Below are 25,419 nucleotides of genomic sequence, written 5' to 3' on the forward strand. Positions count from 1 at the left end.
AAAAAACAGGCGCAACATAAGATTTTTTCATACATCCTCCTTGGATTTAAGTGTGGTCAATAGACCATTGTGTAATAGACCTTCTGTGAAAATTTTCACATCGGTCGTGGCTTGCTCTTTATTTACTTCATAATCCTCGACAATTTTCTGGATTATTTCGTAGATGCTGCACCCTTCAGTGAGATAAAGCCAAATTTCACGACCCAAATCATTGAAGGTAAAATATTCGCCGGTGCCAAGTTTAAGGACAACGATTTCCTTGTCCACGTTTCTCCATGTAATATCATCCGTCGGCTGTAAAACAGTCTCCATTTGAGACAGCATGCTCCCTCCTCTTAGACCATCTTCTAACAAAAGATGCGGTATCCTGGGCCGGTATGCGGCGAATACGGTTGGACCTGTCATTCCCCTTTTGGACCCAGCACAGCAAACCGTTTTCCAGTTTGCCCAGAAAAAATGGATACATCGCCGTGGTGTCCGGCGGCTCCTGAAAAGGCATCCCGTTGAGTGACAGCCAACAGTGTCCCTTTACAGTCAAGGTGCCATCCAGGTTGCGCAGCCCGATATTGACGGCGACGGGCACGCCCAGTTTCCTGAGCACGATGGTGCGGCTCAGCGTTCGATAAAAGCAGCCATGACGCGTCCGGGGAAGCATCATTCGAACGATCGAATCGATCACGCGAACCGTGCCATCCAGATCTTTTTCTGAGAGCTGAGAGGCGGTGCGGATTTGCGGGAGGGAGAGACCTGCCGGCATGCCGCGCCGAAGGTACAGCCATGCCTTCATCAGTCCTTCAAGGGTCCAAAGAAAAATTCGGAATTCAGATATAAACATGGCAAGATCAAAAAAATTAAATGTGAAACCTGAATCAATATCAATTACTAATAAGGAAAAATACAAGAACGGGCCTGCCGATGCAAGATTTTTTAAAAACAGGTGATTTGAAGAGAGTTTTACAGTAAATACGGAAAAAGTTTATGAAAAACAAATAAGTATAAAAATTTTAAATCGAGCGTGGCTGTTTTTTCCGGTTTCTGATCCATGTTCAGGCGACTATTGAAGAATTATTTTTATCTCATATTTCAGGCGAACAGCCCGACCTGATTCTGGTCCTGGTGGAAAAAGGGAACTGACAGCATCTGCTGTCAGCTGCAGCCGAGCCGGATGGGAGACCTTCATCGGTGCAAGGGTGTGGGAGGTAGATGAACTGCGAATTCCCCGGGGATAAGCTAAGTACCCCCGGGGGGATGGCTGTCTAATCCTTTATTCAATGGTACAGATGGCTTCGGCGCGGCGGATCAGCAGGGCGATGGTCTCGAAAACCCGGAAGGTGTGGTTCATGTTTTCCGCCGCCGTATAGGCGGTTACCAGGTCCTGGCCGACGGCGAGGTTGAGATTCTGCATGCCGGTGGCGAGGACCACCGCCTTCCTGCCGCCGATGGCACTGGAGGGATAGACCTTGCCCCGCAGCAGGGCCTTGATCTGGTCGAGTTCCAGCATGCCGGTATTGCCGTAGACGCGGATCATCTGGCCATAAAGAAAGGGGCTGACGGCCATGGTATAGGGGCCGTACTGACCGGCTTCGGTCAGGGCATTGACCGCCTTGACCGTGTCGGCCAGAGGCATGCCGTTCTCCTCCCAATTGCCCATGCTGACGATCAGGCGCCCTTCGGCGCTGAGCAGACCCTGGTGTCGCATCTCGTCGTTGCCGTTGAAGATGAGGCGGTCTTCCTGGTCGGCCACATCGGCGGCGGCAACGGCGGCCGTACTGACATCGAGGGGGATGCCGAGGTGACGGTCGGCTTCCACATCCCGCCAGAAAATCTTGAAGTCCTTGAAGAGAATTGGAATGTTGATGGTTTCCCGGTGAGTTGCCTCGACGACGTGTTCTCCCACGTCCCCTACCATGTTGATCCCGGAGGGTTCCCGGCCCTTGAAGATTGCATAGGGCATGGAATAGACACCGGGCCCGAGGGGGCCGAGCACCTCGATCATTCTGCGTCCCACCAGTTTGGCCCGGGCCGTTTCAATGACCGCTTCATCGACACGTTTCCATTCGTCCCCGGTCAGGGGGGACGCATCTCTGTCCAGAATATCCATACAGTGACCTCCGAAAATAGCTGGAAATTCTCCTAAAAACTATTCTTCCTGTTCATAAAGAGTCCCGACACCCTGTGGCAGGGTATGGTCATCCCCTTTTTTTTCTGCAATTTCCCCGGTCGACCTTTCGGCGGGTTCTTTCGTCCCTTCCCCAGGGGTTCCTGTAAAACTGGTCGTCTGCCCCTGCCCGGCAAGCTCGGCCATCATTTCCTCCACCTCTTCCTCACCCTCGGCGTAGAAGGCCTGTTCGCTCGGGGCCAGCTCTTTGAGCAGCCTCAGGAATTCGCCGGCATGGACGATTTCCTCTTCGGCGATGTCTTTCAATACTTCCTGGGCAAGGCGGTTGTCGGTTGATTCCGCCAACTGCATGTAGAGCTGGACGGCCTCATATTCGGCGGCGATCATGAAACGGATGGCGCGTACGAGTTCCTGGTGGGTCACCTTTCGGTCGGCGGCGAGTCCTGAAAACGCATTGGAAAATTCAGGCATCGATGGTCCTCCTTGGGAATTTTAGCGGTGTCGGTTCTTGAGTGATCATATTGTTCTTCTAATGCTAGCAGCTGATCGGAAATAAACAACAAATGGAAGATTTTTAAATTGCGCCGCGACAAGGCGGAGGCTCCCGGCAGGACTTGCTGACATATCGAGAGAGCGAAGGTTTTAGGATGGTTGACAGGGTGCAAATCAGCGATATAGGTGAAATGAGATATTTTTCACCGAGCGGGCGGGCCGGGACGTTTTGTTTTCCGGAAGCCTGCATTTTTTTTACGAAAGGAGAAGCATCATGAAGCGCTACCTGCAGGGAATAGCCCTGCCTGTTTTCTGTCTGCTGCTTATTACCGTCGGATGCGAAAGAAAAGTCGAGGGACAGCAGAAAGAAGGGGAGGTCACAAAGGCTGTTGCTCAATTGCAACCGACAAAGGGCAACCAGGCTTCGGGGACCGTGACCTTCGAGTCCCGGGATGGGGGCATACGGGTCACCGCCGACCTGACGGGGTTGGAACCGGGCAGGCACGGTTTCCATATCCATGAATTCGGGGATTGCAGTGCGCCCGACGCGAGCTCCGCAGGTGATCACTATAATCCGACGGGGACGCCGCATGGAGCGCCGACCGATCCTCCCGAAAAGCGGCACGTGGGGGATCTGGGGAATCTGGAAGCGGATGCCGAGGGCAAGGCTCACCTGGAGATGGTGGACCCGGTCATCGCCCTGGACGGTGAAAATTCCATTGTCGGCAAGGCGGTCGTCATCCATGCACAGCCTGACGATCTGACCAGCCAGCCGGCAGGCAACGCCGGGCCGCGAGTGGCCTGCGGGGTCATCGAGCCAGCCCAATAAGCCCATTGTGACCGCTCTGCAAGAAAACGAAAGGAGGACTCTATGGCAGGAGAAACTCTGCGTACGACCGATCATGAAACCATCAGAAAATGGGTTGAACAGCGGGACGGCCATCCGGCCTCGGTGAAGACGACTGGGGACAATGATGATCCGGGCCTGCTGAGAATCGATTTTCCGGGTTACAGCGGCAAGGATTCTCTTGAACAGATCTCCTGGGAGGACTTTTTCGACAAGTTCGAAGAGAAAAAGCTCGCGTTCCTCTATCAGGAGAAGCTCAACAGCGGCCAGGAGAGCCGCTTCTTCAAGTTTGTCCGCCGAGGCGACGGAGGTTAGGCCACGATCGAAATCGAAATCGGGTCGATAGCGCCCTTTGGTTCTCATAAATCCCAGGGTCGAATCCCGATTTCGATTTCGATGCCAGGCTCCGATCAAGGCTTGAGAACGATTTTGATGCACTCGTCAGCCTTGGTCTTGAAGATTTCGTAGCCATGCGGAGCCTGCTCCAGGCTCAATTCATGGGTGATGATGCAGGCGGGGTCAATCGCCCCCGACTGAATCTTTTCAAGCAGAGGCCGCATGTACCGATGCACATGGGTCTGGCCCATCTTCATGGTCAGCCCTTTGTTGAAGGCCGCGCCGAGATTCATTTTGTCGACCACTCCCCCATAGACCCCTGCGATCGATACCGTTCCGCCCTTGCGGCAGCCCTGAATCGCCTGGCGCAGGGCATGAGGTCTGCCCGTCTCCAAACGCACGGCCTGCAGGATCCGGTCATACAGGCCGAGAAGGCCATGCCCGTAGGCTTCCATGCCGACGGCATCGATACAGACATCCGGACCGCGGCCTCCGGTCATGTCGCGCAGTTTTTCAACGATGTCCAGGGCGCCCGGATCCTCGCCGTCGGTCAAGGTTTCGGCCTGCCCGTGTTTCCTGGCCAGGTGGAGCCTCTCCGGCACCCGGTCGATGGCGATAACCCGTTCCGCCCCCAACAGACGGGCGCTCTGGATCGCAAACTGTCCGACTGGCCCGCAGCCCCACACGGCTACGATGTCGCCCGGCCGGATATTTCCGTTCTCGGCCGCCTGGTACCCGGTCGGGAGGATATCGGTCAGGAACAGCACCTGTTCGTCCCTCATTTCCTGGGGAACCTTGAAGGGGCCGACATCCGCGAAGGGGACCCGCACGTATTCCGCCTGACCTCCGGCATAACCGCCCATCAGGTGGGAGTAGCCGAAAATGCCCGAAGGTGAATAGCCGAAGAGGGCCTCGGCCAGTTCGGCCTTGGGGTTGGAGTTGTCGCAAAGGGACCAGAGCTCGTTCTTGCAGAAGAAGCATCGCCCGCAGGCGATGGGAAATGGGATCACAACCCGGTCCCCGACCTGAAGATTGGTCACTTCCTCTCCCACGTCCACCACTTCTCCCATGAATTCGTGTCCGAGAATGTCTCCCGGCATCATCGAGGGGATGTAACCGTCGTAGAGGTGCAGGTCGGAACCGCAGATAGCGGTTGACGATACCTTGATGATCGCATCACGGGAATTAAGAATTTTCGGGTCGGGGACGTCCTCGACCCGCACGTCATGAACACCATGCCAGCAAACGGCTTTCATGATCCTATCCTCCTCACCAGGAACGCCCTGAGGGTTGACCGGTCACCGTGGCGGTTTCGCCGGTTTCGAGAATCTGCTTCAAGCGGCGCAGGTCTTCCCGCACCTGCCGGTCCGGATGCTCCCCGAACAGTCGGGCGATGGCGGCGCCCAGGGTGCCCCCGGGCGGCTGAAAGGTCAGGTAGACCCGGATTTCCGTTCCCCGGCCTGCCGGTGCGGTTTTGAAGAGGACCGAACCGCTGGTCTTCACTTCCGAATCGGGCAAAGAACGCCAGGAGATCTTTTCATTGGGTTGCTCCTCGGTGATTTCGGCCCGCCATTCCACCTGCTGTCCGAGGGGGGCCCGGGCCACCCAGCGGGAGGTTTTTTCATTCAGGATCTCAACCTTCTCCAGATGCTGCATGAAACGGGGGAGGTTTTCGAAATTGCGCCAGAAGCTGTAAATCTCCTCCACCGGCCTGGCAATGGTGACCGACCGCTCCACGTCGATCCCCTCGGTTTCCCGGTCCTGCTGACCCATGCTCAGCATCCGGGACAGGGGGCATTTCCCGGATAAGCCGCGATAGAGCAGGTACCCTCCGCCGATGGCCATGGGGAGTTTCCGGCTCGAACGGCGGGCCAGAGCCATCAGGAGCATGGCACCGCCTCCCAGAGTCGATAACTTTCGTTCATTTTCACCGACATTCTTTTTTTTGATGTTCGAAAGAAGATCCATTTTCATCGTTCACTCCTTTTTGAAAGGGGTTGTTGTCAGTCGAGACCTGCCGTGGAGGGTTAGTCCTGCGGAAGGCGCAGCAGGTCAAGTCGCAGTTGGAGCAGCGCCAGCGCGGAGGCGGTGACGTCCCGGGCGTCTACGTCGGCCACGAAAGACGCCTTATGGCCGCAGTTGTATCTGCTGCAATCTTGACCGCAGATCGGGCAGTGCATCCGCCAGGAAATAACCGGGCGATGCCAGGTTCGGGTCGGAGGGCCGGCTGTGATCAGGTTGCCGCACCAGAAGATGCCGATGGTCGGCGCACCAACTGCCGCGGCCAGATGAAGGGGCCCGGAATCGTTGGCCAGCAGCAGGTCGGCGCGGGACAGCAGACCGGCGAGGCCGCCGAGGGAAAGCCTTCCACTCAGATCGACGGTTCTCTTGTCCAGCCCCTTCACGATTTCATCGGCCAGCCGCTCCTCCTCGGCTCCCATACCGACCACCGCCACCCGGGCGCCGAAATCCTCCAGGGCGCGGCCGGTCACGATGAATTTTTCGGGAGGCCAACGCCTGCGGGGGTCTCCGGCCCCGGGGTGAAAGATCACCAGCGGTTCTGAAGTCTCAGGGAGTGCCGACCGGGCCTCTTGCAGATCGGCCTCGGTGACGGAGATCGTCGGCTGCAGGGCTGTCCCTGTGGCGCCGACCAAGGCAGCCACCTCCAGATAACGCAGGACTTCCGGCTGGTACAGGGTGTAGTGAGCCCACCGGTCGAGGGGCGCGGCCTCCGGGCTGCGGCAGCCGCTGGTCAGGCGGGCTCCGAGGCGGCGGACGAAGGGGTTTGAATAAAGACCTCCTCCATGCATCTGCAGGGCCAGATCGAACCGCTCCTCTTCCATCCGATGGAAAAAGGCTTCCAGTTCCTGGGCATCCTCCTGATAATTTTCGGCTTCCCCGACTCCCCGGCAGGGAGGCACCTCCAGGACCCGGTCCACCGGCCCCGGCCGATTCTGCAGGAAATCCACCAGCCAGCGGCGGGCCAGCAGGACCAGTTCGGCGCCGGGGTAGGCCCGTTTCAAAGCATGAAGGGCGGGCACGGCGAACAGGAAATCGCCGAGTCCATTGCATCTCAGGACGGCGATTTTCTTCACTCCCGGAATCCTCAACGGGGCCGGGTCCTGCGGTTTAGGGAATGGGTCGAGAAACCGGGGAGCATCGATCTGGCGGTCGGGTACGGTGGTGGGCAGCTCCTGGTGATAGACGCCGGAGGGCATCAGGCCACAGCCGCCGTAACGGGCCATCACCCGCAACTGGGCCAGCACGTCCTCCCCGCAATGGGTCTCGGGCATGTCGCGCCAGAAGTTGAAGCCGCCGACCGCCTGCAGGCAGGCGGTGTCATACAGAACACAGCCCCCGACCCAGGCCACTTTATAGGCCCGGGGAGTGGCGGGCTCGGCTCCCAACTGTTTTTGCAGGTGAAACAGGTTGGCGGCGTTGTGCAGTCGGTATCGGTTCCAGTCCGGAGTGTCGGGGAGAACGGTCTCCGGTGTGACCGGCCCATCCCAGAAGTCAATCTGCTGCTCCTGGGGGCGCAGATCATTCAGGAAACTGAGTCCGATGGGGGCACTGCCGACAAAACCGCAGCCGTAGGAGCGGATGGAATCGATCATCATGGCAATCTGCCAGGATTCCAGCATCAGGTCATCGTCGAGGAACAGGGCATAGGGGGCGTGCGTCAGGTCGAGCAGAAACTGGCGCTGTTCCGCCATGCCCCGTCGCGGCAGATGCTTGTGGACGTCTACCGTGTGTCCCTGAGCCCGCAGGAGCCGGATGATGGAGGCCGTTATCCGGATCTGTTCCAGCTCCAGATCCGGGCTCTGATCGGAGATCACGATCCGAAAATCCTTCCAGCTCTGGCCAGCCAGGCCGGAGAGGGTCACGGCAAGCGCCTCCGGGCGGTTGTAAGTGGGGATCAGTACATCCAGCGATGTCATCGGTTGCCGATCTCCTGACATTGCAGTTCGAGCGGGGTGTCTGCGAGCAGCTGCAGGGCGGCTGTGACGATCGCCTCCGGGCTGACCTTTTTCAGGCAGTCCTGATGTCCGTGAGGGCAGATGCTTTTGAAACAGTTGCGGCAAGGCACGTCGACATTCAGAATCCGGTGGGGAACCTGCCAGGGGGTATGCTGAGGATTGGTCAGGGCATACAGGTCGACCACGGGGGTGCCGAGGGCCGCCGCCATGTGAGCCGGACCGGTGTTGTTCGAGATGAGCAGAGGGCTTTCGGCGATCAGGGCGGCCAGCTCCCGCAGGGACAGGCAGCCGGCCAGGGAGAGGGCCGGAACACCGGCCTGCCTGCGGATCGACTCCACCAGTTCAATTTCATCGCGGCTGCCGGTCAGGACGATTTGAAATCCGTGTACGGATTGCAGGGTGCTTACCACGGAGGCGAACCCTTCCGGCCGGTAACGCCTTGAAGGGGCACTGGCCCCCGGATGGATGACCAGCCAAGGCAGGGTTGTGTCGAGTCGACGGTCCGCCAGTTTTTCTCTCAAATTTTCCCGATCACCGGAGGAAACCGACAGGGACAGGGTTTCGTCCTCGGTTCTGCAGTTCACGGCCGAAACCAGATCGAGCTGACGCCGCACTTCATGACGCACACCCCGGTTCACATCCAGATCGGTTTCGCGCACCCAGTCGGTCAGCAGCTGATAGGGGTTTTCCCGGCAATGAGCCAAACGCAGGGGAATGTTGGCCAGGTAGGCCAGCATGGCCGCCGGGAGGGGATTCTGACTGAAAACAGTGAAGATTACGACGGCGTCGAAACGATCCCGCAGGACCTCGACCATCTCGAACTCGTAACGGCTGTCGGCTCTCGGCGCGGTCGCTTTCATCCAGGGGGAGGAATAGATGATGACGTCCTGGATCTCCGGAATCAGTGTCGCAACCCGGGCGCCGGCCGGGGAGGTCAACAGGGTGATCCGGCGCTCGGGCCGTCCGGCTTTGAGGGCCTTGAGAGCCGGGGTCGTCATCAGGACGTCTCCGAGAGAATCGAGCCGAATGCAGAGAATGTTGCGGGCAGTGGCCCAGGAGGGGGCCGTTAATGTCTTTGCCGGAGGCATGGGGGCTCCTTCCCTGTCTAATTGATGGTCTGCTTGGCCGTCGGCGAGTCGAGGCAGCGAATCCGCTCGATGAGATTGGTGGTGGAATGATCGAACATGTAAGGCAGTATCAGGACCTTGCCTCCCAGTTCCTGAACCAGAGGCGCCTCAGGGAGCGTTTCCAGGCTGTAATCCCCTCCCTTGACAAAGACGTCGGGCCTGATGTGCCGAATGAGGTCATGGGCCGTATCCTCGTCAAAGGCGACGATATGGTCGATACAGCTCAGAGCGGCCAGCACCTGAGCCCGATCCTCAAGGGAATTGATCGGCCGGCTGGGGCCTTTGAGGCGGCTGACGCTGTCGTCTGAATTCAAGCCGATGATCAGCAGGTCTCCATTCGCCTTGGCCCGGTTGAGATAGGCGATATGGCCGCGATGCAGAATGTCAAAGCAGCCGTTGGTGAAAACTATCCGGCGGTTCTGGCGCCGGTAGGCGGCCAGCTGGGGGTCCAGTTGGGACACGGTGGTAAAAAATTTTTCCCCGGCGGTAAAATGATTGCGCAGTTCGGCCGCGTGGCAGATCGAGGTACCCTCCCTGCTGACGACCACCGAGGCTGCAGCCGAGGCGATTTCGGCGGCGTTTTCGGTATGGGCTCCGGAGGCAAGACTCAGGGTCAGTGCGGCGGCGAAGGTATCACCGGCTCCGGCTGCCCGGGAGTTTCTGGTTCGCCGGGCATAGGTCCGGTAGGGCACCTCGTCCCCTTCGAAAATCAGGGCTCCGTCATGGTCCAGGGTGACCGCGACGATCCTGGCGCCGATCAGTTTCAGCAGTCGGCCCCCCCACTGACTGATCAGGGCGACCCGCTCTTCACCACCGATTTTCTGCCGGGCCGCACGGTCCAGGCCGAGCAACCTCAGGGCTTCCGAATAGTTCGGTTTGGCGGCCGTCATATTCAGTCCCGCGAAGGCCTCCAGCCGTTTCGAGTCAATGACCATGATACGGGGCTGGCGCTTCTGCAGCATGGTCAGGGACTGGATGATGCCCTGGGTCACCAGGCCGTAATTGTAATCGGAGACCAGGACGGCATCGACCTCGAGAAAAACTTCCTCCAGCCGGCGGATCATTTCACCCTCCGTTCGAGCCGACAGGGGATGGATACTGCCCTGGTCGAAGCGGACCACCATCTGGTCATCGGCCAGCACTCTCTGCTTGGCCAAGGTGCTTCGCTCTGCGTCAGCCAGCAGTATTTTGGTGGAGACGCCCTGGTCCTCGAGAGCGCGGCGCAGCAGGCGGCCTTCGGCATCATCGCCGGTGACCGACAGGAAATCGACCCGTGATCCGAGGGCACGCAGATTGACCGCCGTATTGGCGGCGCCTCCCGGCTGATGCCGGCGTCCGGTCACCGTCACGACCGGTACGGGGGCCTCGCGGCAGAGGCGCTCGGTGGGACCGGACAGATAACTGTCCAGCAGGGCTTCACCCACCACCAGCACCCGGATGCCGGGAAAGGCATCAATCAGATTCAGCAGGCTGCCGTTCATGAAGGTCGCTCTCCAATGGAAGACATTCGCTCGCGGACCTCCCCGCCCGGCAAACCGTGGCAGCCTGGTCCCCAGGACAGGATCTTTTCCACGGCGGACAAAAAATTCGGGGCGGTAACGTGCGGCTTGCGCAGCGGGGTGACCTGCCATTCGGTCTCGTTGCCGTTGTCGATCAGGGCGGTCAGGCAATCGGCCCGGCGGCCGGCCTCCACGTCGTCCAGTATGTCCCCCACCATCCAGGATTCCTCCAATTCGATCTGGTTGTCGATGGAGGCCATATAGAGCAGGCCCGGGCCCGGTTTTCGGCAGGAACATTCCATGCGAAACTGCGGCAGCCTGGCGTCCGGATGATGCGGGCAATAGTAGAAGCCGGACAGGGTCACACCGGCCTGCTCGAAAAGAAAAGCCATGTGGTGCCGAATCCTGAAGAGGTCCTTTTTCTGGAAATGGCCGAGGGCCACTCCCGGCTGATTGGTAACGATGATCAACTGGAAGCCGGCTTCCTGGAGGGCTTGCAGCCCCAGCGGTACACCATCCAGCAGGCGAACTTTGGTTACGTCCACGTTGAAGGGCACGTTTTCGATCAGTGTGCCGTCCTTGTCGAGAAATATCGCTTTTCTGCTCATCAGGGCCACGACGTCTCGAGCATCGGCAGCACCATGATCTCGGGTACCACCGTCTCGGCTGGTTGGGTCAGGACGAAACGGACTGTTGCGGCCACGTTTTTGGGGTCCTGAAGGTTGTTAAGGTCTATTTCCGGAAAACGATCGAGCAGAAAGGGGGTTCGCATCCCTCCGGCGACCACCGCCGTCACCTTGATCCCGCTTTTCCTGCCCTCCACCTGCAGGGAATGACTGAAGCCCAGCAGCCCCCATTTGCTGGCGTGATAAGCGGCCGCGTTGGCCCATGCCCGTTTGGCGGCCGTGGAGGCAATGTTGATGATGGTGCCGCCCCCCTGTTCCCGCATGATGGGAAAGGCGAACTTGGAGAACAGGAACGGGGCGCGCAGATTGGTGGCGATCACCTTGTCCCAGTCCGCCACTTCCAGTTCCTCTACCGAAGCAGTTCTGTCCGTGCCGGCATTGTTGACGAGAACGTCGAGCCGGCCGTGCCGGGCGACCAGATCGCGGAGGGCTTTTTCAACCTGCTTTTCGTCGCAGATGTCCAGAGTCAGGCTGGAAAGGTCCCTCCCCAGGGAGCGCTGCCCGGCTTCCAGCGTCTGCAGCAGATCGGCACGGATATCCGCCGCGATCACTGTCGCTCCGGTTTCAGCAAGATTGGCGCAGATGGCTTCTCCCAGGCCGCGTGCTCCGCCGGTGACCAGCATGACCTTCCCTTTGAACGACTCCATGGTCTTCCTCCTTGTCAGAAATCATCCTTTCAGCGGTCGGTTTTCCAGTTCCCGGGCCGATATGGGCGATCGCCACAGGGATTGAGCGGGAAGTCGCTGTGACGTATTGAGAGCATGGGAAATCCTGGTGTAACCAGCTTCTTCCGTATTGGTCAAAACCTTTTCATAGAGACTGGCGATGGACTCGGCGACGCTTTTCCAGGTGAAAAACTCGTTGACTCTCCTTATGGACTGGCGGCCGAAGCGACGCAGCAGGGAGGGAGAGCGGCACAGTTCCTCGAGACGGACGGCCAGTATGTCCGGTTCCTGCGGAGGAACCAGGTAGCCGGTTTTTCCGTCCTGAATGGTGTATTTGATGCCGCCGACATTGGAGCCGATCACCGGTGTTCCGCAAGCCATGGATTCCACGGGGGTGATGCCGAAGGGCTCGTACCACGGGGTGGAGACGAATACATCCGCTGCGCTGTAGTAGTATTTGAGTGCTTTTCGTCCCTGCCGGCCGGCGAAGGTCACCAGCTCCTGCACCCCCAGCTCCCGGGCCAACTCCTGGAGGCGGCCGATCTCCGGGGTCACTTTCGGATCGGGTGTTTCGGAGCCGCCGCCCACGATCACCATGCGGGCCTTGACTCCATGCATCTGCACCAGGCGGGCGAAGGCCTGCACGGCATTGTCAACCCCCTTGCGCGGAACCATCCGCCCCAGTTGCAGGATGATCCTTTCATCGTGCGGCAGGCCGAGGGACTCTCTGGCGAAGGCCTGTTTCAGGGGCCAGAGTTCCGACGGATCGAAACCGCAGGGGATGATGGCCAGTTTGGCGGCATCCGCTCCATATAGAAGCTGCAGGTCGAGGGCGTCCTGCGGGCACTCGGCGATGACGGCATCGGCTTCGGCAATGGTGCGCTCCTCGATTTCGAAACGCACGTCGGGAAAACCGTCCGCCTCCCCCTGATGCTGTCGCCTGACCCGGCCGAGGGCGTGAAAGGTGATGGTATAGGGGATGCCGAGATCTTTTTTAAGATCGGCGGCGACGAGGGCGGACATCCAGAAATGGGCATGGATGAAATCGTACCGATTGTCCTGGCGCTTCATGAACTTTCGCAGGTAGCGGGTGAACTCCTCCATGTGTGGCAGCAACTGCTCCTTGGGGATGAAACTGGCGGGACCGGCTGGTACATGAATGATGCGCACACCGTCTTCCCAGGGCAGAATATCGGGCAGGTTGCTGTCGTCCCTGCGGGTAAAAACGTCCACCCCGTAGCCCATACGAACCAGATGGCGGGCAACCTGAGCGACATAGATGTTCTGCCCTCCGCTGTCGACACTGCCCACAGGGGCCAGTGGGGAGGCGTGATCACTGATCATGGCAATCCGCCGACGGGTGTTTCTGCTTGCGGGCATAGGGGTCCACCTCCTGTATGGTTGTCAGACGCAAAGGCGCGTCACTTGTGCGCGATGAGGTCTCTGGGCCTGGCTCCGGTAACACAGGCGAAAGTATCATCCCAATCGGAAATGAATCGCTGGATGCCGAACCTGTCCCGGGCCCGGCGACGGGCCCCTTCTCCAAGCCGAAGGGCTTTCTCCGGATTGCGCAGCAGTTCGCGCATGGCGTCCACCAACCGGTCCAGCCGGGTATCCACATATCCTGATGTGCCATTTTCGATGGCGGTGGCCATCTCCGTGGTGGCCAGACCGATGATCGGCAGCCCGATCATCATCGCTTCACACACCGCCAGACCCATGCTCGTGTACCTGATCGGATTGAAAAAGAACCGGTACCGGGCCATCAGGGCCGGTAACTGATGGTGATCCAGGTTTCCCAGTCCGCCAAGTTGCCCGGACTGCATCCCCACCAGGTCGAGGGGGATGTACTGGCGTACCCGTTCAAACAGATCCAGCCCCAAACGACGTCCCCGGACAGACAGGTTGTTGACCACGACGATGCCCCGCTCCAACTCACCTGTATGGAAAACCCCCGGTGGAACCATTACCCCGTGTTCTATGACCCGGGTGGGCGAGAGACCGTTGTCCCACATCAGGTCGTTGAAGGGGGTCACATGGACGACCAGAACCTCCGGATCGTCCACCGGATGGCGGGTGTCGGTGGGATGCTGACGGGGCGGGTCGTGCTCCAGGTAGATCCTGGGCAGCTTCCGTTGCGCCGGCGAGAGGATTTCATACTGGTCTTCCAGGTAATTTCGGTGCGATTGGAAAAGGATCAGGTCGAGGTCGAGATCAGGAACGTCCCCGGCCGGCACCTCGTGCACGTTCTCGGGCCAGGGAAAACTTCCGCTCCTGCCACCGTAGCCTTCCGGTCTCCCCTTCTTGACCGGAAGGTAGAAATGATGAGGGGCCTGTGCCAGGTAGAACAGGTAGCTTCCATGGACATGCCAGGTCAGTATTTTGCTGAATCCGTTGCTCTTCATCTTGTCCGGAGTCCCTTTCCGGCCGATTGCGGCAGCGTGATTTCCGTAGGGCCGGTCGGCAGCCGGTCCAGATCGGTTTTTGCAAGCAGGTTCAGACAGGCATCGACCACTTCCGACGCCGGGATATCCAGGCATTCCGTGCCGAAAGGACAGGTAAAGTTGTAGCAGGGGGAGCAGTTTGTCTCCCTGCGGAGCAGTTGAGCCGGAGTGAAACGGGGCCGCCACTGGCTGATCAATTCGGTGCCTGAATACAGGATCACCATGGGTCGCCGGAGTGCGTCGGCCATATGCAGGGCCGAGGAATTGTTGGCCACCACCAGGGCGGCCCGTTTCACCATTGCAGCAAATTGCGGCACGGAAGTCTGACCGAGCAGGGAGACCACCCGGCCGGGATGCCGCTTGGCGGGAGTCTGCAGGATCGGAATCAAGAGAGAAGATTCCTTGCTGCTGCCTGCGATGACAATCGGCAGACGGGTCTTTTTCGAAAGACTGCGAATCACGGAGACGAAACGGTGCGGATCGTATCGGCGTGAGGCGCAGCTGGCCCCCGGTACGAGCAGGATGTACGGTTCGTCGAAAGGCACTCCGGAGCGGGACAACAGCGCGTCGACGACGGCCTGGTCGGCCGCAGAAACCTTAAGTTTCATTTCCCGGGAGGAAACGCGGAATCCCGCCTGCTCGAGCAGAAACAGATTGCGTTCCACCTGATGGCAGGTGTCGGCCGGCGGCTTGAACCAGTCGCTGAGGAGACTGCCGCCGAATTCCCGGGAATGGCCCAGCCGGATCGGAATCCCGGCCAGATAGGTGACGTAGGCGGGCGGATAGGGTGACTGGGTAAAACTGGTAAAAATTATGGCCGCATCAAAGCGCCGGCCCCGCAGTTTCTCGACCAGCGACCACTCACGCCCGGGATCGACGGTGGGATCCTTGGAAATATCCTGCCAGGAGGCCCTCCACTCAATGGTCTCCGCCACCGATGGAAGCAGAGGCATGACCTGGCTGCCGGAGGGTGATGCCAGCATGCTGATTTCAGCGCCGGGCAGGTTTTCGCGGATGGCTTGCAGGGCCGGGCCCAGCATGACCATATCCCCGATGTTGTCCATGCGGATGACCAGCAGGCGTCGGACTTTGTTCCATTTGTCAGAAAAGGACCGGTTCTTCATTCAGTATCGACTCCACTTCGTTCAGGATCTGGTCGGGGCCGACCTTTGACGCAAAAGGAACAGCCCGGTGCAGTTTGGCATCGAGCGGCGCCCAGCGCCTGGGATCGGAGGCGGAAAACAGGACAATGCTGGGTATGCGCAGGGCGGCCGCCAGGTGAGACAGGCCCGTATCATTGCTCACCAGCAGGCGGGCGCCCGACAGGAAAGCTCCAATGCCGCCCAGGCTCGTCTTTCCGGCCAGGTCCACGGCCGGGCACCGCATCAAGGACTGAACGGCCCTGGTCAGAGGAGCCTCTTCGGCGGAACCGGTCAGGAATACACCCAGGCCCCGCTCTGCCAGGCCATCGGCGACCCGGGCAAAATATTCAGCCGGCCAGCGACGGGCCTGAGCCCGAGACCCTGGATGAACACAGGCGTAAGGTGTTTTGAGAGGTCCGTGCATGGATTCCAGGCCGACTATTTCGGACAGATCCTGTTCGTACAGGGGAAATTCCAGGTGTTCGCCCAGCTTCGGAACGCCCAGATGGGCCATCAGCTTCAGATGCCGGCGCACTTCGGGTTCATCGGCCGGATAGGGGAGAAAGAGATTTTCGTCCGGACAAAACTCCCCAGGCAGAAAAAATCCGGCGTTCCTCCATGCTCCAAAAAGGGCCAGCAGGGGATTGGTTATAGCCCCCGAGCCCTGCATCTGCAGAGCCAGGTCGAACTGGCGGGATTGTATCTGGTGCAGGAAGCCTGGCAGGCGAGCGATGTCCGGAGTGCGCTCGGGCAACCCCGGGAAGCCGGGAAACTCGATGAAATCGTCCAGGTAGCGGTGGAATCGTTTCACGAAACCGAGTGCCCAGGGGAGACCGACAAGAGTGATTTTCGCTTCGGGAAAGGCACTTCTCAGTGAACGGAAGGCCGGCACGGCGCAGAGCAGATCCCCCAGCTGCAGGGCCCGCAGAACCACTATTTCCCTGATCCCCTCAAAATTGAATTTCGGCTGTCCTTTCAATCTCTTGTGCTCCTTTCATACAGGATTAGAATTAAATTTTAACCTTATAGTTCGAGCAGTTATAATTAAAATAAAAATGCTTTAATGGTGCGAACAGTGGAACCACTATAACCTTGTCCTTCGGACTTGCAAGGTTGGTATGACGGTTTTAATTTAGTGCGTTTGGGTAGGCAACTGCGTGAGGGGTGAGGGGTGAGGGGTGAGGAGTGAGGAGTGAGGAGTGAGGAGTAAGGCGGAGGGCGGAGGGCGGAGGGCGAAGGGCGAAGGGTCTCTGCTCGTTGTCAGTGGAGCGTTAGCGGAACGGTTGTCGTTGTCGTAATCGTAATTGGAAAAGACGTATGGCGACTTATGTATAAGGCACGAGCAAAGAACTGCGGGGGATGGAGGACAAGGACAAGGAAAACGATTACGATAACGATTACGACAACGACAACGAAGGGAGGGCAACGACGGCAGCAGGGTTCAGCGGCGCCTTTACCCCTCACCCCTCACCCCTCACGCCTTCGAACAACCATCAAACATAAATCATCTTCCTTGTCATGCCGCCGTCGAGAATGATGTTCTGACCGGTGAGGAAGCCATTGCTCGGGTCGGCCAGGAAGAGAACCAGGCTGGCGACGTCTTCGGGCTTGCCGACCCGTCCGGCCGGGTGCTGGCTGTGATCGGCGGGGGAAAGGTCTTCTTGTCGGCCGTTTCTGCGCCAGGCGCTGACGTCGATCCATCCCGGGCTGATGCAGTTGACCCGCACATCGGGACCGAGGCTGACGGCCAGGGCATGGGTGAGGGCGACGAGGCCCCCTTTGCTGGCGGCGTAGCTCTCGGTGTCGGGCTCGGACATCAAGGCGCGAGTTGAAGCGATATTGATCACCGATCCACGGTTCTTGCGCAGTTCTCCCAGGCACTCTCGGGTGCAGAGCAGGGCTCCGGTCAGATTTGTGCCGAGGACCTGCTGCCATTCGTCGAAATTCAGCTCCACAAGGGGTTTGCGGATCATGATGCCGGCGTTGTTGACCAGTACGTCGACCCGGCCGAAACGGAGAAGGGTTTCCTCCACAGCCTTCTTCACCTCCTGCTCCCGGGAGATGTCGGCCGGGATGAACAGAGCCTGATCGCCGGCGGCAAGAAACTGTTTAGCGGCCTCTCCGGCCTCGCGATCGCAGTCGATCAGCGCCACCCTGGCGCCCTTTTCCAGAAAAGCGCGGGCAACGGCCAAACCGATTCCCCGGGCGCCGCCGGTGATGAGAATGCCCTGGTTCTGAAATGACATGGGGTTTCCTCCGCCTGGGATCATGTAGGACCAAGGGGATACAAGGGACTGAAGCAGAAGAAACTATTCGCCCGTTCGTACGATCCCCCTGGTTTCGGCTTCCAGCAGAAAATCAGCCAGTTCTTCCGAGGGCGATGTCTCTTCCATTTTTTTCGGCAAGGTTTTAAGAAAACGGGCCTGCTCCTCGGTCAAACGGAAGCAGTCGACTTCTCCCTCGTGCAGATAGAGCACAGCCTCGCAGGGATCTTCCTCCATAAAGAAGGCGAGTTCCTCGAAATCGCTGATTCCGCCATGCAGGTGGTTCCGCAGTTCCCCGGGATCGGTGCGGAACCGGGCGAACCGGGCGAGCGGATTGAGACAATTATACCCCGCTTTCGGCTCCTCGCTTTCACAAGGCAAGGAGGGATCGGCAAGGGAGGCCTGACAGCCGAACCAGGTGGCGATGTCCACGGCAATGCGTCCTCGGTCCGGGTGTTCCAGTTCTTCGAAGAGGTCGCGCAGGAAGTCCTGCTGCAACCGTAAAACACCGGTTCTGTCGACCTGCTTTGCCTGCAGCCAGTCGGACAGGCGGGAAAAGAAGACCCCGGGACTCCAGGCGAGGTTTTCCAGCAGCAGGCCGAACCAGGGGACCGCTGCCCCTCGGCTGTAGAACAGGGTGCAGGCCTCGGCGATCCCGGCCGCCCTTGCCAGGTCCTCCGCACCGAAGGTCGGCGTCGACAGGACCCGGTAAGGGGGCTGGCGCTTGTAAACGAGGCCGAAGCCGGAGGCGGTTTCCGCGAGACGAGTGCTGGGCAGAACGGACAAAGGGAAAATATCGAGATGGTTTGGAGCCATGCTCAGGGCGAAATCGAGGCTGGCCAGAAAACCGGACAGCGAGTCGCCCGGAAGCCCGTAGATCAGGTCGAAGCCGTAGGTTGCACCGGCCTCGTGCAGAAGCAGCATCTTGCGCTGGAAGTCCTTGGGGTTGAAAGTGCGGTTGATCCTAGCCAGCACCGCCGGATCGGCGCTCTGAAGTCCGATTTGCAGGGAGCAGTTCAGCCCGGCGAACATCTCCGCCATTTCGCGGTCGATAAACTCACTGCGAATTTCGATGTTGAACTGAATCCCCGGTGCCGTTTCGGTCATCAAGCGGAGAATCTGTTTCGCTTCGTCCTGCTGATAGTTGAAGGTCGGGTCGAGGACGAAAATCTGCCGGACCCCGGAGGCGGCGAACAGGGCCAGTTCGTTCTGCAGGCGTTCCCGGGGGAAGCGGCGGATCCCTTCAGTCCCCAGGGACTCGAAACAGAAATCGCATTTGAAAGGGCAACCGCGGCTGAGTTCCCAGACAAGACCGTCGAGTTCAGCGGGCTTCAGGGTGCCGTCCAGCCAGGGCGAGGGTAGCAGCGACAGGTCTTTGATCGATGCCGGCGGCTGGTCTTCCTGGAGGGAGGGGATCGCGGCCCCGTCGAGAAAGCGGGCCACAGCCTCGGCCAAAAGGTCCTCACCCTCGCCAGCGAAGACCAGGTCGATGCAAGGGAGGCCGGAAAGCTGCCGGCGGTCGGCCGTAGCTTCCGGGCCTCCTGCCAGGATCACAAGTTCCGGACGCAGCGTTTTCAGCTTTTCGGCGATTTCAAGCCCCATGCCCCGGTTCCAGACGGCCAGGGACAGACCGACCCATTCGGGCTGCAGTTGCAGAATCCTGTCCACGCAATCCCCGGCAGGATCGTCAAGATAAAGATCGAGCAGGTCGACCCGGATCTGGTTGCCAAATCGCCGTTTCAGGGACGAGGCGAGCATGGCGTTGCCCAGGGCCACCGCCTTGTTCGATCGCTGGATATGAATGCTGACGAGGCAGAGATTCATTGTTGCTCAAGCTTGATTGACAAGACGGTAGCCATCGGATGTTTTGATGAAGATTTCTCCGGGAAGGAGACTCTCCCGTTCCAGGATCGCCTCGATCTGCGGCCTGTTCTCCGCATCGAAGCGGATCGCCAGGCCGCAGGCGGAACTCAGTTCCCGAGGCGCGGGAATCAGCAGGAATTTCAAGGATTCCTGCTTGAGGAGTTTTTCAGCCTTGAGGACCCGGTGGATGGAATGGAACAGGGCGACAAATTCCCCTTCGTTGACCATGACCGCTGAGCCTCAGTCCCTCGGTACCGCCAGCATGCGGTCCAGGGCCACTTTGGCCCGCTCCCGGATATCGGTGGGGACGGTGACGACCGGGCCCATGGATGCGAGGCTGTCCCTCAGATCCTCCAGGGAGATCAGTTTCATGTTGGGGCAGATCAACCGGGGGCTGGCCAAAATGAATTCCTTTTCCGGACTCTCCTTGCGCATACGGTAAAGAATTCCCATCTCGGTGCCGATGATGATCTTTTTCGCTGAATGCGTCCGCACGTAATCGTACATGCCGCTGGTGGAGCAGATGTGGTCGGCCAGTTCCAGCACCTCCGGGTTGCATTCAGGATGGGCGACAAAGGGGGCTCCGGGATGTTCCGCCTTGATCCGGCGGACTTCGTCGGCCTCGAGATTCTCATGTGTAGGGCAGAACCCCTGCCAGAGGTGGAAGGTTTTATCCGGCAGAAAGGAAGCCACATAGCTGCCGAGATTGCGATCCGGCGCAAAGATGATTTCCCGTGAATCGAGGGAGCCTACCACCCGCACGGCATTGGCGCTGGTGCAGCAGATATCCGTTTCCGCCTTGGTAGCCGCGGTGCTGTTGACGTATGTCACCACACTGGCGGCCGGATGGTCCAACTTCATCTGCCGCAGGCCTTCGGCGGTAATCATGTCGGCCATCGGGCACCCGGCATCGAGACGGGGCAGCAGCACCGTTTTGTCCGGCGCCAGGATGGCGGCGCTTTCCGCCATGAAATGCACGCCGCAGAAGACGATCACGTCCTTGTCGGTCCGTGCGGCTTCCATGGAAAGACCAAGGGAGTCGCCGGTGATGTCGGCAATCTCCTGAATCTCGTCCCTCTGATAATTGTGAGCGAGAATCAAGGCGTTGCGCTCACTGGCCAAGCGGCGGATTTCCTGTTTCAAGCTTTCCTGATTCATTTGAATAAGTTCCTCTTAGATTTTTGACGATTCCCGAAGGGAAGCACCAGCCGGGCATGTGAACCATTTCACTGATTCTTTCAATTTCCGACAAAAACTGTCAAGTATAAATTTCCCCTTCGGTTCTCTCGAACAGGCAGACAGCATGGGCAAAAGGCGGCGCCGAAAGAGTGAGCGTTAATCGTCAAGGATCTTGAGGAAAAAACCGGGAAGAAAAGAGGGCGGGTGGGTCCAGCCGCCGCGCCGACCGGCCGGTCGCAGCGGCTGTAGACCATGAGCCGTTAATCCTGTTTTTCAAAATCATCCTTGGGAGCACTGCAGATGGGGCAGACCCAATCCTCCGGCAAGTCTTCAAAGGTGGTGCCGGGCTCGACACCGTTTTCCGGGTCCCCTTGTTCGGGATCGTAAACATAGCCGCAAATCAAACAAACATACTTGTCCATGGGATTCCTCCTTTTTTCAATCAGAAAGGCGAAAGAAAACGATTCCGGATTAGATCCGGAGGATACGACCCTCTAATAGTAACCGATTCTTCAAATTTTTCAAAACGATGCGCGCGAGATCACAAGGGGCTGGTCAGAAGCAGGGGTTTGTTCGCTCTTGTCCGTGCCAGCCGCATTCATCAGGCGGATTCGGATTCCTGCTGACAGTCAGAACAAATCCCCGTAAAAGTGATCGTATAGTCGAGAAAGCGAAAATCTCCCGACTGATCGGGGCGGAGTGCGAGCATGTTGAGGGCCGGGTCGTGGATGTCACTGACCGATCCGCAGTTGATACAGATGAGATGATGATGTCGGCTTGTATCGGCATCGAAGCGGGCTTTGGCCTCAAGACTCGTAACCCTGCGCACAAGGCCTATGCCAACCAGCGCGTCAAGAACCCGGTAGACGGTTGTTCGGGAAAGGCCCTTAAGCTCCATATGCAGTTCCTCGTAGAGCTGATCGGCCGTGGGGTGGTCCTTTCGCCGAGACAAAGCAGCCAATACGGCACGCCTTTGAGATGTTTGGCTGAGGCCGTGGCGCCTGCAGGCTTCGTCAAATTCCAGCTCTTTGCGAAGGATGAAATCTTCGGTGGTAAAGTTGGCTCGTTCGCTCATGTTTGGTACTTTATTGCAAGCGGTATCATCTGTCAACAGAGACGAGAAATATTTTTTCATAATGACACTAAACTTCCAGGGTAAAATTTGACTAACTCAGTTACAACTATATCTCATTATACCCTAAAATCATACACTAAAATTATAAAGAATAAAACCATTGGGCCCCGGATACAAAACCTTCAAGTTTTCCGGGTTGAAAACCACTTCGAAAAACCGCTTTACACCTAAAGGGCTTTGGTGTATTCTGCCCAACCTGCGGAGAGGTGACCGAGAGGCCGAAGGTGCACGACTGGAAATCGTGTGTACCGCAAGGTACCGAGGGTTCGAATCCCTCCCTCTCCGCCAGTTAAATTAAACAGCACGGGTCCCGGAGGGATTCGAAGCGGAGCGAGCGCTGACTGAATGTCAGAAAAGCGGGCAGGGATGCCCGCGTCAGCGAGCGGAGGGGGGCCTGCGCCGGAGCCGACGTGATGTCGGCGACAGAGTAGGCGAATCCCTCCCTCTCCGCCAGTTAAATTAAACAGCACGGGTCCCGGAGGGATTCGAAGCGGAGCGAGCGCTGACTTGATGTCTTCCCACTCCGCCCTTTTTATTGCCGCAGACCGGTGTCGATTGCCGATAGAAGTGACAGCCGGGTCCCGCGCAACGGACGGCCGTAAACCCCGTCAGGCCCGGGAGGGAGCAGCGGTAGCGGCGTCAGCCGTGTGCCGCGGGCGGGGGTGCCTGGCTGTCACTTGTGTCGGCAATAGTGCATGTCCCGCCGACCCTGAACCGCTCATTTTCGCCAATCGCGGAGTTTTTCGAGATCGATGTCGTATCTGGTTCTGGCTAGAAAGTATCGGCCCCAGAGCTTCGGCGATCTGGTTGGGCAGGAACATGTCAGCCAGACGCTGACCAACGCGATGAACTCCGGGCGCATTCACCACGCCTTTCTTTTCACCGGTGCGCGAGGGGTCGGCAAGACCTCGGCCGCTCGGATTTTTGCCAAAGCTCTCAACTGCGAAGAAGGACTCTCTCCGCAACCCTGCAACCGCTGCGTCTCCTGTCAAGAAATCGCCGCCGGTCAGGGGCTGGATGTTTTCGAGATCGACGGTGCCTCCAATACCGGTGTCGACGATATCCGCGAGCTGCGTGAGAACATCCGCTATCTGCCTTCGCGCTCCCGTTTCAAGATCTTCATCATCGATGAAGTTCACATGCTTTCCATTAATGCCTTCAACGCCCTGTTGAAGACCCTGGAAGAGCCGCCCGAGCACGCCAAATTCATTTTCGCCACCACCGAGCCGCACAAGATTCCGGTCACGATTCTGTCCCGCTGCCAGCGCTTCGATTTCCGCAAGATCCCCCTGGCTTCCGTGGCTCTGCGCCTGCGGGAAATCGCCACTGCTGAAAACATCGCCATTTCCGACCGGTCCCTGTCACTGGTTGCCCGGAGGGGCGAAGGCAGTATGCGCGATGCGCTCTCCACCTTCGATCAGGTCATCGCCTTCTGCGGAGGTCAGGTGACGGATGAAGCGGTCCAGGGTCTGCTGGGTCTGGTTGATCGGCGGTTGCTTTTCGATACCGTGGAGGGGACCCTCGCCCGGGACAGCCGGAGGGTTCTCGATGCCGTGCGCCGGGTCGATGATCTCGGACATTCCTTTCGTCAGTTCTGTCAGGAACTGGTGGACATTTTCCGCTCCCTGGTGTTGCTCAAGGTGCTGGATCAACCTGAAGAGCTGCTGGATGTAACTCCCGACGAACTTGGCCTGCTGCAGGGACTGGCGGAGGGCTGCTGCGCAGAGGACCTGCAGCGGATAATGACCGTTTTGATGCGGGCGGAAGCCGATCTGGCGGTGTCCTCATTTCCCCGGCTCACGCTGGAGATGATTCTGGTACGATTGACGTATCTGCCGCCGGCCAAAGACGTGTCGGTCCTGCTGCGTAAAATCGAGGATCTCGAGCGCCGTCTGGGCCAAGCCGGAAACTCTTTGCCGTCATCGGCAACTGTTCCCGAGCGGATGCCTTCTGATCGGGAAGATCCGGCGGAGGCGAAAAAAAAAAGTTCTGAGCCGGTTTCCGAAATTCAACCGGAAACTTCCGAGGGTGATAAGCGCGGAGGAGGTCGCCGCCAATGGGAGGAGCTGGTCAGGCAGGTGCGGCAGGCCAGGCCCCGGATTGGAACCATGCTCGAGCATGGCCGGCTGATCCGATTTGAACCTCCGGAGCTGGAGATCGGTTTTTCCGCCGGTTCCTTTCATCTGGAGCAGATGAAGGATCCTGAAACCCTGGCTGTTTTGCAGGGATTGGCGAAGGAATTCTGCAATCAGCCGATGGTCCTGAAGATCGTTGCCGTGAACGGCGATCAGGAAGGGTCCATTCCCCGCTCCCTGATCGAAGAGCGGCAGTCCCGTGTAACCGCTCGTCGTCAGAAGCTGGAAGAGGAGGCTCGGTCCCATCCAATGGTGCGGGCGGCTGGAGAAATTTTCGGCGGCGAGATCGTTGAAATCAGACCGCTGGATCCGGATTCGCAGGCAGGAGAATGAGTTTAAAACCCAGGCAAACGGTGTTCGCCGCCGTAGGAGGATAAAATATGGCAAAAGGTCTTGGAAACATCATGAAGCAAGCTCAGATCATGCAGCAGAAGATGGAGCGGATGCAGCAGGAGCTGCAGAACCGCCAGGTCGAGGCCTCTGCCGGGGGAGGCATGGTGACCGCCACGGTAAACGGTCAGCAGCAGCTGCTTTCGCTGAAGATCGAACCGAGTGTGGTGGACCCCGAAGATATCGAAATGCTTCAGGATCTGATTCTGGCCGCGGTCAACCAGGCGGTCAAGAAAAGCCAGGAGATGATGCAGGAAGAAATGGCCAAGATCACGGGCGGAATGAACATCCCCGGCCTTTTCTGATATTGTTCAGGGCAGGCCAACCGCCGGCACGTTTGCTCTGATCAAACAGGCCGAAAGTGAAAAACATCCGCGGGAAAAGAGTATTTTGCACCCGAGCCGTTTCAGGAAGGGTGCAAAATTTTTTTTCTTCAAAAATAAGTAGAACACCATTTGGAAATGGTTGAAATTTCCTGAGCACCCATGATAGATTTATCACCTTCATTCAGTCGACTTGTTGCTGAATTGGCCAAGTTTCCGGGGATCGGGCGGAAAACCGCTACCCGGCTGGCCATGTTCATTCTACGCCAGCCGCAATCGGAAGCCGAGGCTCTGGCCGGTGCAATCAAAGAGCTGAAAGCGCGCATCCGGTTCTGCTCGATCTGCTTTCATTTTACGGAAACCGATCCCTGCCCGCTGTGTACCGACCCAAACCGGGACGACCGGATCATATGCGTCGTCCAGGAGCCGCAGGATCTGCTGGCCATCGAGCGAAGCCGCTCCTTCAGGGGGCGGTACCATGTGCTGCATGGTGCGCTGTCACCTCTCGACGGGATCGGGCCGGATGATCTGAAGATTGAGGAATTGCTGTCCCGACTGGAGAACGGTACGGTGACGGAAGTGCTGCTGGCAACCAACTTCAGCGTTGAAGGTGAGGCCACGGCCTATTACCTGGCGAAGCTTGTCGGATCACGGGGCATCCGGACCACAAGGCTGGCCTACGGGATTCCGTTGGGCAGCGACCTCGAATATATCGATGAAGCCACCGTGAATCGGGCGGTTGAGGGGCGAAGAGAAATCTGAGCGCCCGCACCGGTTTGCGGCCTTTTTTTCTCAG

Annotated in this window: 27 protein-coding genes, 1 tRNA gene and 1 other RNA gene; 8 read left to right on the plus strand and 21 right to left on the minus strand. The window is 58.7% G+C overall.

The features are described 5' to 3' along the window. Positions 1-27: 27 nt before the first annotated feature. The 4 genes from R2940_07790 to R2940_07805 all read right to left on the minus strand — a co-directional run bounded on the left by R2940_07790 (position 28) and on the right by R2940_07805 (position 2,590). Positions 28-267, minus strand: a complete 240-nt coding sequence (locus R2940_07790; GenBank protein ID MEZ4599676.1) for a PqqD family protein — start codon at positions 265-267, stop codon at positions 28-30. Positions 268-283: 16 nt separating this feature from the next. After that, a complete protein-coding gene (locus tag R2940_07795; protein MEZ4599677.1) occupies positions 284-901 on the minus strand; it encodes a lasso peptide biosynthesis protein in 618 nt (205 codons plus the stop codon). A gap of 363 nt (positions 902-1,264) precedes the next feature. Then, positions 1,265-2,101, minus strand: a complete 837-nt coding sequence (locus R2940_07800; GenBank protein ID MEZ4599678.1) for a family 1 encapsulin nanocompartment shell protein — start codon at positions 2,099-2,101, stop codon at positions 1,265-1,267. A gap of 39 nt (positions 2,102-2,140) precedes the next feature. Beyond that, complete coding sequence (locus R2940_07805; protein MEZ4599679.1) at positions 2,141-2,590, minus strand: ferritin family protein; 450 nt, start codon at positions 2,588-2,590, stop codon at positions 2,141-2,143. Between the two features lie 295 nt (positions 2,591-2,885). Between R2940_07805 and R2940_07810 the strand changes: the two genes are divergently transcribed. Continuing rightward, positions 2,886-3,440: a superoxide dismutase family protein gene (locus R2940_07810; protein ID MEZ4599680.1), complete on the plus strand. Its 555-nt coding sequence runs from the start codon at positions 2,886-2,888 to the stop codon at positions 3,438-3,440. 42 nt (positions 3,441-3,482) lie between these two features. Then, complete coding sequence (locus tag R2940_07815) at positions 3,483-3,773, plus strand: hypothetical protein (protein MEZ4599681.1); 291 nt, start codon at positions 3,483-3,485, stop codon at positions 3,771-3,773. A gap of 95 nt (positions 3,774-3,868) precedes the next feature. On the opposite strand, the gene R2940_07820 is transcribed toward R2940_07815, so the two are convergent. From R2940_07820 to R2940_07870, 11 genes are read right to left on the minus strand one after another with little or no spacing between them, the layout of a single operon-like run. Then, positions 3,869-5,050 carry a zinc-dependent alcohol dehydrogenase gene (locus tag R2940_07820; GenBank protein ID MEZ4599682.1) on the minus strand — a complete coding sequence of 394 codons (1,182 nt, stop codon included), beginning with the start codon at positions 5,048-5,050 and terminating at the stop codon, positions 3,869-3,871. A gap of 13 nt (positions 5,051-5,063) precedes the next feature. After that, positions 5,064-5,768, minus strand: a complete 705-nt coding sequence (locus R2940_07825; GenBank protein ID MEZ4599683.1) for an SRPBCC family protein — start codon at positions 5,766-5,768, stop codon at positions 5,064-5,066. A gap of 53 nt (positions 5,769-5,821) precedes the next feature. Then, positions 5,822-7,732, minus strand: coding sequence for a glycosyltransferase family 9 protein (locus tag R2940_07830; GenBank protein MEZ4599684.1), 1,911 nt, complete (start codon positions 7,730-7,732; stop codon positions 5,822-5,824). After that, a complete protein-coding gene (waaF, locus tag R2940_07835; GenBank protein ID MEZ4599685.1) occupies positions 7,729-8,859 on the minus strand; it encodes a lipopolysaccharide heptosyltransferase II in 1,131 nt (376 codons plus the stop codon). Before waaF ends, R2940_07830 begins: the two co-directional genes overlap by 4 nt. A gap of 17 nt (positions 8,860-8,876) precedes the next feature. Next, a complete protein-coding gene (gene rfaE2 / locus R2940_07840; protein MEZ4599686.1) occupies positions 8,877-10,379 on the minus strand; it encodes a D-glycero-beta-D-manno-heptose 1-phosphate adenylyltransferase in 1,503 nt (500 codons plus the stop codon). After that, positions 10,376-11,005 carry an HAD family hydrolase gene (locus tag R2940_07845; GenBank protein MEZ4599687.1) on the minus strand — a complete coding sequence of 210 codons (630 nt, stop codon included), beginning with the start codon at positions 11,003-11,005 and terminating at the stop codon, positions 10,376-10,378. The genes rfaE2 and R2940_07845 overlap by 4 nt, the downstream gene beginning before the upstream one ends. Further along, a complete protein-coding gene (locus tag R2940_07850; GenBank protein ID MEZ4599688.1) occupies positions 11,005-11,730 on the minus strand; it encodes an SDR family oxidoreductase in 726 nt (241 codons plus the stop codon). Before R2940_07850 ends, R2940_07845 begins: the two co-directional genes overlap by 1 nt. Positions 11,731-11,751: 21 nt before the next feature. Then, positions 11,752-13,128, minus strand: a complete 1,377-nt coding sequence (locus R2940_07855; protein ID MEZ4599689.1) for a glycosyltransferase family 1 protein — start codon at positions 13,126-13,128, stop codon at positions 11,752-11,754. Positions 13,129-13,169: 41 nt separating this feature from the next. After that, positions 13,170-14,153 carry a glycosyltransferase family 4 protein gene (locus tag R2940_07860; GenBank protein MEZ4599690.1) on the minus strand — a complete coding sequence of 328 codons (984 nt, stop codon included), beginning with the start codon at positions 14,151-14,153 and terminating at the stop codon, positions 13,170-13,172. Beyond that, positions 14,150-15,316, minus strand: a complete 1,167-nt coding sequence (locus R2940_07865; GenBank protein MEZ4599691.1) for a glycosyltransferase family 9 protein — start codon at positions 15,314-15,316, stop codon at positions 14,150-14,152. Before R2940_07865 ends, R2940_07860 begins: the two co-directional genes overlap by 4 nt. After that, entirely contained in the window at positions 15,294-16,313 is a 1,020-nt protein-coding gene (locus R2940_07870) for a glycosyltransferase family 9 protein (GenBank protein ID MEZ4599692.1), read from the minus strand. The genes R2940_07865 and R2940_07870 overlap by 23 nt, the downstream gene beginning before the upstream one ends. A 380-nt stretch (positions 16,314-16,693) precedes the next feature. Here R2940_07870 and R2940_07875 point away from each other — a divergent pair, with 380 nt between their 5' ends. Next, a complete protein-coding gene (locus tag R2940_07875; GenBank protein ID MEZ4599693.1) occupies positions 16,694-16,837 on the plus strand; it encodes a hypothetical protein in 144 nt (47 codons plus the stop codon). On the opposite strand, the gene R2940_07880 is transcribed toward R2940_07875, so the two are convergent. The 6 genes from R2940_07880 to R2940_07905 all read right to left on the minus strand — a co-directional run bounded on the left by R2940_07880 (position 16,828) and on the right by R2940_07905 (position 21,715). Next, a complete protein-coding gene (locus R2940_07880) occupies positions 16,828-17,580 on the minus strand; it encodes an SDR family oxidoreductase (protein ID MEZ4599694.1) in 753 nt (250 codons plus the stop codon). The two genes, R2940_07875 and R2940_07880, sit on opposite strands and share 10 nt — an antisense overlap. A gap of 63 nt (positions 17,581-17,643) precedes the next feature. Then, complete coding sequence (locus R2940_07885; GenBank protein ID MEZ4599695.1) at positions 17,644-19,422, minus strand: DUF4080 domain-containing protein; 1,779 nt, start codon at positions 19,420-19,422, stop codon at positions 17,644-17,646. A 6-nt stretch (positions 19,423-19,428) separates the two neighbouring features. Next, a complete protein-coding gene (locus R2940_07890; GenBank protein MEZ4599696.1) occupies positions 19,429-19,689 on the minus strand; it encodes a DUF3343 domain-containing protein in 261 nt (86 codons plus the stop codon). Positions 19,690-19,701: 12 nt separating this feature from the next. After that, complete coding sequence (gene nadA, locus R2940_07895; GenBank protein ID MEZ4599697.1) at positions 19,702-20,619, minus strand: quinolinate synthase NadA; 918 nt, start codon at positions 20,617-20,619, stop codon at positions 19,702-19,704. Between the two features lie 281 nt (positions 20,620-20,900). After that, entirely contained in the window at positions 20,901-21,062 is a 162-nt protein-coding gene (locus R2940_07900) for a rubredoxin (protein ID MEZ4599698.1), read from the minus strand. Between the two features lie 179 nt (positions 21,063-21,241). Continuing rightward, positions 21,242-21,715 (minus strand): Fur family transcriptional regulator, encoded by a 474-nt coding sequence (locus R2940_07905; GenBank protein MEZ4599699.1) that lies wholly within the window; start codon positions 21,713-21,715, stop codon positions 21,242-21,244. A 260-nt stretch (positions 21,716-21,975) separates the two neighbouring features. On the opposite strand from R2940_07905, the gene R2940_07910 reads away from it, so the two are divergent. The 5 genes from R2940_07910 to recR all read left to right on the plus strand — a co-directional run bounded on the left by R2940_07910 (position 21,976) and on the right by recR (position 25,385). Next, positions 21,976-22,063: transfer RNA gene (locus R2940_07910), tRNA-Ser, on the plus strand. 289 nt (positions 22,064-22,352) lie between these two features. Further along, positions 22,353-22,432: signal recognition particle sRNA small type (gene ffs / locus R2940_07915), an RNA gene on the plus strand. A 95-nt stretch (positions 22,433-22,527) separates the two neighbouring features. Continuing rightward, complete coding sequence (dnaX, locus tag R2940_07920) at positions 22,528-24,243, plus strand: DNA polymerase III subunit gamma/tau (protein ID MEZ4599700.1); 1,716 nt, start codon at positions 22,528-22,530, stop codon at positions 24,241-24,243. A 47-nt stretch (positions 24,244-24,290) separates the two neighbouring features. Then, positions 24,291-24,605, plus strand: coding sequence for a YbaB/EbfC family nucleoid-associated protein (locus R2940_07925; GenBank protein ID MEZ4599701.1), 315 nt, complete (start codon positions 24,291-24,293; stop codon positions 24,603-24,605). Between the two features lie 180 nt (positions 24,606-24,785). After that, positions 24,786-25,385, plus strand: a complete 600-nt coding sequence (gene recR / locus R2940_07930) for a recombination mediator RecR (GenBank protein MEZ4599702.1) — start codon at positions 24,786-24,788, stop codon at positions 25,383-25,385. The last annotated feature ends 34 nt before the right edge of the window (positions 25,386-25,419 follow it).

The organism is Syntrophotaleaceae bacterium (genome assembly GCA_041390365.1).
In the GTDB taxonomy this organism is placed as follows: Bacteria; Desulfobacterota; Desulfuromonadia; order Desulfuromonadales; family Syntrophotaleaceae; genus JAWKQB01.